Source organism: Microcystis sp. M169S2, from assembly GCF_020245865.1.
In the GTDB taxonomy this organism is placed as follows: Bacteria; Cyanobacteriota; Cyanobacteriia; order Cyanobacteriales; family Microcystaceae; genus Microcystis; species Microcystis ichthyoblabe_A.
The window spans coordinates 52815-60561 of sequence record NZ_JADBUB010000092.1; the positions used below are offsets into that span (position 1 = coordinate 52815).

Annotated in this window: 7 protein-coding genes and 1 pseudogene; 3 read left to right on the forward strand and 5 right to left on the reverse strand. The window is 44.0% G+C overall.

Translation table 11 applies throughout. From position 1 onward, the window contains the following. Nucleotides 1-14: 14 nt before the first annotated feature. Together IM485_RS09645 and aroC are read right to left on the reverse strand one after the other, a co-directional pair. The gene (locus tag IM485_RS09645) at nucleotides 15-1217 is read right to left on the reverse strand and encodes a glycosyltransferase family 4 protein (protein ID WP_287742681.1); all 1203 of its coding nucleotides are present in this window, start codon (nucleotides 1215-1217) and stop codon (nucleotides 15-17) included. A 13-nt stretch (nucleotides 1218-1230) separates the two neighbouring features. Continuing rightward, entirely contained in the window at nucleotides 1231-2331 is a 1101-nt protein-coding gene (aroC, locus tag IM485_RS09650; protein ID WP_104395697.1) for a chorismate synthase, read from the reverse strand. A 473-nt stretch (nucleotides 2332-2804) separates the two neighbouring features. Here aroC and sfsA point away from each other — a divergent pair, with 473 nt between their 5' ends. After that, complete coding sequence (gene sfsA, locus IM485_RS09655) at nucleotides 2805-3524, forward strand: DNA/RNA nuclease SfsA (RefSeq protein WP_287742687.1); 720 nt, start codon at nucleotides 2805-2807, stop codon at nucleotides 3522-3524. Between the two features lie 128 nt (nucleotides 3525-3652). Here sfsA and IM485_RS09660 read toward each other — a convergent pair whose 3' ends face one another. The 3 genes from IM485_RS09660 to IM485_RS09670 form a co-directional block, all read right to left on the reverse strand. Then, entirely contained in the window at nucleotides 3653-4264 is a 612-nt protein-coding gene (locus tag IM485_RS09660; protein ID WP_287742690.1) for an NYN domain-containing protein, read from the reverse strand. A gap of 22 nt (nucleotides 4265-4286) precedes the next feature. Beyond that, nucleotides 4287-4955, reverse strand: coding sequence for an energy-coupling factor ABC transporter ATP-binding protein (locus IM485_RS09665; protein WP_069474368.1), 669 nt, complete (start codon nucleotides 4953-4955; stop codon nucleotides 4287-4289). 492 nt (nucleotides 4956-5447) lie between these two features. Then, nucleotides 5448-5717, reverse strand: coding sequence for a UPF0367 protein family (locus tag IM485_RS09670; protein ID WP_104395693.1), 270 nt, complete (start codon nucleotides 5715-5717; stop codon nucleotides 5448-5450). Between the two features lie 504 nt (nucleotides 5718-6221). Here IM485_RS09670 and IM485_RS09675 point away from each other — a divergent pair. Both IM485_RS09675 and IM485_RS09680 read left to right on the forward strand, forming a co-directional pair. Then, a complete protein-coding gene (locus IM485_RS09675; protein ID WP_287742695.1) occupies nucleotides 6222-6671 on the forward strand; it encodes a lysozyme family protein in 450 nt (149 codons plus the stop codon). Between the two features lie 938 nt (nucleotides 6672-7609). Then, nucleotides 7610-7747, forward strand: a pseudogene (locus IM485_RS09680) (photosystem II D2 protein (photosystem q(a) protein)); the annotation flags it as partial.

A 7747-nucleotide genomic window follows, 5' to 3' on the forward strand; every position in this document is an offset into this window, starting at 1 on the left:
ATGCTCTCATTTCATCAACTCAATAACCAATCTAGATGATCCTGTAAACATTGTTTGAGGTCGTAGCGTTGCTTGATAGTTTCCCTAGCATTTAAACGCAGATTTTGCCAACCCTGGGGATAATCTAACACTTCATCCACGCGATCAGCTATTTGTTGAGGAGAAAAGAAATCCACTAATAAACCATTTTCCCCATCAGTAATTAATTCTCGCACGGGGGGAGTATCGGAACCAATCACGACGCAACCCATGGCCATAGCCTCTAACATTGACCAAGAAAGCACAAAAGGACGAGTAAGATAGATATGGGCGGCCGATGCCTGTAAAACCTGTTTATATTGACCGTAGGGCAGAGAACCGGTAAAATGCACCCGGGATAAATCCAAAGAAAGGCTTTCTAACATCAATTGTTTATAGGTTTTGCCGTCCGGTAGAGTTTTTCCATAAGCGACCCGATCCTCACCGACAATCACGATATGACAGTTAGGCCGACGGGCTAAAATTAGGGAAACAGCCGTCATAAATTGGGGAAAACCGCGATAGGGTTCCATTCCCCGGGTTGCATAGGTGACAATCTCCTTAACACCCGATAAATCTAAACCTATCTCTGGAATCACTAACTGCACATCGGGACGGGGACAGAAATAGTCCGTATCGATGCCATCGTGCAAAACCGTGAGTTTTGAGTGAAATTCGCAGGGAAATTGCTGTTTTTGCCAGATAGTCGGCGCTAAACCTCGATCGCAACTGACCATATCGATGAGGATCGTCGCATTTTTAATTCTAATCCGGGCCTCGGCATCAGCATTAAGGGGATCCGCCGGATCAAAATCAGCATCGGAACCATGGGCATGATAAAACCATTCAAAATAGGCTAAAAACTTAGTTTTCGGGAAAATATCCTTGATAAATAGGCCCGGCCCCCAGCCGGAATGTGCATAGACAATATCGGGATAAAATCCTTGATTTTTCAGTTGTTGGCAAACAGCATAAACCGCTTGACCTTGTAAAACCGCACTTTCGAGGGGACGGACATAATGATGGGTTTGGGGAGAAACAGCGCGACTTTCCTTGTAAATAAATTTTTTTACCCCCGCTATCTCTCCCTCTTGCCTGGTAGTGCCGAAAATCACTTGATTTCCGGGGTCTTGAGCCAAAACCGTGCTTAAATGGCGAAATTGGGCGGGAAAATTGGAATGAAGGAATAAAAATTTCATCGCGGGTAAAGGTTTAGAAAAAGCGATCGCTAATCGTACATTGTCCCTGAAAACGGAGCAGATGATCGCATAATACCAAAGCCATCATCGCTTCTACCATTGGGACCGCTCGGGGTAAAACACAAGGATCGTGTCTTCCTTTGGCTGCTAGGGTGGTTTCTTCCCCGCTGCGCGTCACGGTTTTTTGTTCTTTACCGATAGTCGCGGTGGGTTTAAAAGCGGTGCGGATAATAATATTTTCACCGTTACTGATTCCCCCTTGGATACCCCCCGAACGATTGCTCGTGGTGCGAATTTCCCCGTTATCATCGATAAAATACTCGTCATTGTGTTCGCTGCCGGTTAAGAAGGTTCCCGCAAATCCCGATCCGATTTCAAATCCCTTACTCGCGGGTAAGGACATCATCCCTTTAGCTAAATCGGCTTCTAGCTTATCAAAAACGGGTTCTCCTAGACCTTTCGGCACATTTCTGGCTACACATTCCACCACACCGCCGATCGAGTCCTTATTCAGGCGAATTTGGTCGATCAGGGCGATCATTTGGGCGGCCGTTTCCCCGTTGGGACAACGCACTATATTACTTTCCACCTCGTCGAGGGTGACGGTGTTGGGGTCGATGATTGCCTCAATATCTTTAATTCGCTTCACATAGCCGATAATCTCGACATTATAGACAGATTTAAGGATTTTTTTAGCGATCGCTCCTGCGGCCACCCGGCCGATGGTTTCTCGGGCCGAAGATCTGCCTCCTCCTTTCCAGTTGCGAATGCCGTATTTTGCTTCGTAGGTGGCATCCGCATGGGAAGGTCGGAATTTCTCGGCCATTTCGTTGTAATCTTGCGAACGAGCATCCTGATTCCGTACTAAAATAGCGATCGGTGTACCGAGGGTTTTGCCTTCAAAAACGCCCGAAATTATCTCACAAATGTCATTTTCCCGGCGCGGGGTCACGATTCTGCTTTGTCCCGGTTTGCGACGGTCTAAATCGATTTGAATCTCCTCTTCAGAAATTTCTAAGCGCGGGGGACAACCATCGATAACCACTCCTACCCCACCCCCGTGAGATTCTCCAAAAGTGGAAACCCGAAATAGTCGTCCGAAAGTGTTACCCATAATCTCAATATCTACTAAGCCTCAAGGTTTTATTGTACCTGAACGGTTATCAGTGATCAGTGATCAGTGATCAGATGTTAGTTTTTAGTGGACAGTCTTAAGTAGAAAATTGCCGTTTTCTTGTCACTGATGCCATTTTTCAAAAGTAATCGCAGAGATGGTTAATTTCCCTTACCCCCACAACCAAAGGGAGAGGGGAGTAAAATGCCGGCTCTCTTATTCTTTGTGTGATAAGTTTAACTTATATAAGACCGATCAATCTTTGTGTCCTTTGTGTCTTTGTGGTTCGTTCCATTTGCTCGCCAGCAGGAATGTATTTTAGAATACATTTTACCCACCAAACCCAAGAGAGTAAAATGCCTGCTACGAATAAAGGAAAATAGTGTTCACTGATAACTGAAAGGTCTCCTGTCTTCAGGTTAAGCTCCCAAAAAAAGGCTATTCTTTACCTTATATAGCCTGGCGAAAATTTGATGACTTCTTTGTTAGTTCACACTTACCCTTCTCTTGTCAAGGGTATTTTAATTAAACGTTACAAACGCTTTTTTGCCGACATACAACTGGACAACGGAGAATTAATTACGGCCCATTGCGCTAATACCGGACCGATGACGGATGTATGCGTAGAGGGTCAACCGGTTTATCTTTCTCGCAGTGATAACCCGAAGCGAAAATTAGCTTACACCTGGGAGATGATTCAACTGGGGGAGACTTGGGTGGGAGTTAATACCAATCTTCCTAATCAGGTGGTGAAAAATGTCCTGTTGCAAGGAGTTTTTCCCGATTTGGTCAAAAATGACACCGAGGTGCGATCAGAAGTGGCCTACGGTCAAAATAATGGCAGTAGAATTGATTTTCTTTTGACCCATGGGGATAATTCCCTCACCTATATTGAGGTCAAAAATACCACTTGGAATCAGGGAGAAACGGCACTTTTTCCCGATACTGTCACCACGCGAGGACAGAAGCATTTACAGGAATTAATGGCTTTATTGCCGGCAGCGGAGGCGATTATGCTCTACTTTATTAATCGGGGTGATTGTGACCGATTTGCTCCGGGGGATAGTAAGGATACTAAATACGGGCAGTTATTGCGTCAAGCAGTGGCTAAAGGAGTCAAGGTTTTACCCTGTCGCTTCCAAGTGACACCCGCGGGAATTAATTATTTAGGTTTAGCAGAATTGCAACTGTGAAACCAGTGGTTTAGAGGGGCCAGCTTTTGACAAAATCCCCTGAACCGCAACTGACCTTGAAAAGCTTAGAGACACAGTTACCTGTGCCTCTAATGGGGATTTTGTCGATACATATTTGGGGTAATTTGTCAAGGTTTTTGATAACTAATTCCGTGGCGCATTTTCTCTAATTTCTGTTGCACCTGAGCATCGAGGGAATGGAATAAAAAACGCCCTTTGGGACTTTGAGAAGAACTCTGGGATTTTCTCAGACGACGACCGGTTAAATCCACCTCGATTTCCAGACGTTGAGCGGAAATCCACTGGGCCCCATAACCCATAATCGTCATTTTTTGGGCATTATCAGAGGTAGCGACGATAATCCGTCCGATAGCTGGGGCGCGATTGTACCAAAAATCGGCGCAGGTTTTCTCGATATAGGTGTCGGCGGTTTGAGCGTGAGCGGTAAAATAAACCGATAAATGGTTAGTGTAGCGTTCTTGGCTGCCGGGGGTATCTTGAAGGTAGGAATCGAAGACGATTTGGGTTTGATAACCCTGATGGTGGGTGTAACCGATTAGGGTTTCAATTAACTTGTCTCGCGCCGGTTCGAGACCGTGGCGATCGCTGATTTTTTTCAGGGACGGCCAAGCGCCGATGACGTTGTAGCCGTCAACCAGCAGAAGGGAACGATCAGAAGAATTAACCATGGCTTTGAGAGTAATTTGTGTGGCATTAAGGGCAGTTCTAAAAAACAGCATCTTAATGATATTAACAAAAAATTTAAGATTCGACTGCCGCACTTGCCAATAATCTCGCTTTTAAGTCTAGGGGATTTCCCCGATCCGTTACCTTACCCCCCTCTAACAAAAATGCCCCATCGCTGTAATCCAATTCCTCCAGGCGATGCGTCACCCAAAGGGCCGTAATACCTCGGTTTTTGACCAATTTCTGCACTTGAGAGACTAATTCTATTTGGGTATCCCCATCCAAAAGGGCGGTGGGTTCATCAAAGAGCAAAACCTCGCAATGACGAGCTAAAGCCCCCGCAATGGCGATTCTTTGCTTTTGTCCGCCACTGAGAGCATAGATCGGTCGTTTTTCCATTTCTAATAAATTCACCGCCCCTAGGGATTCCCGCACCCGCGCCCGAATTGCCGGCGTGGATAAACCCTCGGATACCAACCCAAAGGCCACATCTGCTCCCACTGTTGGCATCACTAACTGATGGTCGGGATTTTGAAAAACAAAACCGAGGGGGTTAGGTATCTCTATTTCCCCGCGACTGGGTTTTAATAATCCCGCTAAGAGCCGCAGCAGGGTTGATTTACCGCTGCCATTTGTCCCCAACAACATCCAAAATTCCCCTCTGGGAACTTGCAAAGAGCAGCCATTTAATACTGATTTCCCATTCGGCCAGCTAAAGCAGAGGTCTGTTACTTTTATAGTCATGAATTATCAGTTATCAGTTATCAGTTATCAGTTAAGCTAAGACTTATTTAGGGCTTGCTGAATAAATGTGAAATGTAGGCAAGATAGGGGTTTTGTGGCTTTTCTTGCTCCCACAGGTACAAGATTTTGAGAGAATCGTGCTTCCAAACCTTGCGTCTTCATCGGCCCGAGTCCTGTAGGGGCGAAGCATTCGGGCAATAACCTATCGATGAAACCGTAGATTTTCTATCCGAATGCTTCGCCCGTACTTTTTGCCGCAAACCCTATTTAAACCGCTTATTCTTAATGATCAGCCCAATCTCCTCCAATCCCTTTACTGTTGCCTCTTGCAAGAGTGCCTCTTGACTCGTCTCAACAAGCAATTTAAATTATGAACAGCTTATCAGTTATCAGATTTGAGTTTTGAGTTTTCAGTGGAAAGTGTTATCTAGGCGGTTGCCGTTTTCTTGTCACTGATTACTGGTTACTGCACACTGATAACTGATGAAAGAACTATTCTGTGGCTAAGGTGACAAACCCCGGCACTCTGCCGGTGGAGGCAGCCCCGGATTTTTGTGACACAATCACCGCACTGATCTGATCGCTCAAAACCGCCACCTTTTTATCGGTTTGTTTTTCGCAGGTTAATTCTAATAATTCGGGATTAGGCGATCGCATAGCGTTAATAATTGTTTGATACAAAGCGTCTGCTCCTGCTTCTTCCTTGCGCTGCACGGAAATGGGGATGGGGGACAGTTTCAGGGTAATATCGATCGAATACATAGTTTAGCGTTCCCTTCCAAAAAACAAGTCAAAAACCATTGTATAGCAGGGGTTGGGAAGTCAGTGATCAGTGATCATGAGTTTTCAGTTCACTGATTGCTGTTCACTATCACCGATTAACTCTCGGCAGTGGGTGTGCAGAGGCGTTGTTAGCTGGTAATCACTTGCTTCAATGAATGTGCATGGTGCGTTCCCCAAAAATCTATCGGTGCAGCAGTAGGAGTTGCATCAGGGAACGCACCCTACAAGATCAGCGATCGCACTAAAGTTGACAATGTTGACGCTCATCAGAGTTGTACATCGTTAAGTACAATTGTTATTATGGTTCTGTCCAAATCCGGTTGGCAAAACCCAAAGGCTTCGGGGAACGCACCCTACAGCGATAGCGATTGCACTAGGACGGACGCACAACAAATCATAAAACAATTGGGGTATATTGATTAATTTGCTAGTCACAAAAAACAGAAGATATGATATCAAACACTTTAGCTTAAAAATAAAAAAATGCAATTTTTAAACCAATTTATGACAAATATTCAGATATCACTTAACTGGTTTGTATCAAATAGTGAAGTGATCAGAAATGTAGCTCAAACCCTTCAGTCTATCGTCACCATTGTTGGTATTTTTGCCACTGCAATTTGGTTTTGGCAGAAAAGACAAATTCAACCCAAGGCGATAATTACTCACAAAATCACTCATCATTGCATTCATAGCAATATGCTACTAAACAACAAAATTTTGTTGATTCGTATTATTGCAAAGATAGAAAATATTGGTAATGTGCTAATAAGGATTGATCACGTCGAAGCAAGAATTAATTGGGTATCACCTATTATAGAAGATGTTATTTCCTCTATCCAAAAAGCGGAACAATTTGAGAATTTACAAATCGATTTTCCAGAAATATATTCAAAAAAGGTAGATCTAAAAAAAAAGGTGCAATCATTGTAATTGAACCAGGGGAATCGGACGATATATACTGCGATTTCATACATAGAACAGATAAATATCCAGAGAAAATTAAAACTATAATGATTTACTTTTATGCTAGAAATATAAAATCTCATGGTCAACTGATGGGATGGTCTTTTGAGGAATGTTATAATTTTGACGATAGACCTGAAAATGGAGAGTTCTAATGTATGATTCTGGGCAAGAGTCTTGCGATTCTAAGCAAGAGTCTGAAAATATGAATGTTCTTGACAAGCTTGTTCGAGATTGGACAGAGTTACTAAATCTGAGTATGGAAAAGCGTCAGAAACCGGTCAAGCCGCCTTCCCCCCCGGTAGGGCAAAAAAAACCACCTGAGCCATATCCTCCTGAAAGTGACAAACCCAAGTCTGCCACATAACCATTAATTATACTGGGCGTTGCTGATTTTAAGGATGAATTGTCTTTGAGGAAATTCTTAAAACCAAAAACTGAGTTAACTTGTGGATACGATGCACAATCGCTTCCTTTAGTGTTCATATCTCGATTCAGCAACGCCTTATACCGCTTCCTGCGATCGAGCAACCCTCTCCATCCTACTATCCCACTTCCATCGGTCTAACACTCCTTAATAAGACTTAATAGCGCACTGTGGGGTTTAATCACCTCAATTTGGGCATAATTGCCGCACAGAGGGGTCTAGCATCCCACTCAAGTGGATTTTGCCGCATTTGCCAATGACAACAGCTTTGAGGGCGCAGCAAGTGGTCTCCCCGAAAAAATTTTAGATTTTCTTAAGATCGACCTAAAAAATATTGGTCATTTTTTCCAATATAGTGTAAGTTAAGAAAAGTAAAGATTTCTCACAATTCTTCAACACATCTGCTCGCCTGCTCGGATAGATGGAGAAGAGAGGGCGGAATCTTAGCAATAATATACATTTTTCGGAGAAAACCCCCATGACCATTGCTGTCGGACGCGCCCCAGAAAGAGGGCTGTTTGATGCTCTCGATGACTGGCTCAAAAGAGACCGTTTCGTCTTCATCGGTTGGTCTGGTTTACTACTCTTCCCCTGCGCCTTCATGGCCCTAGGTGGA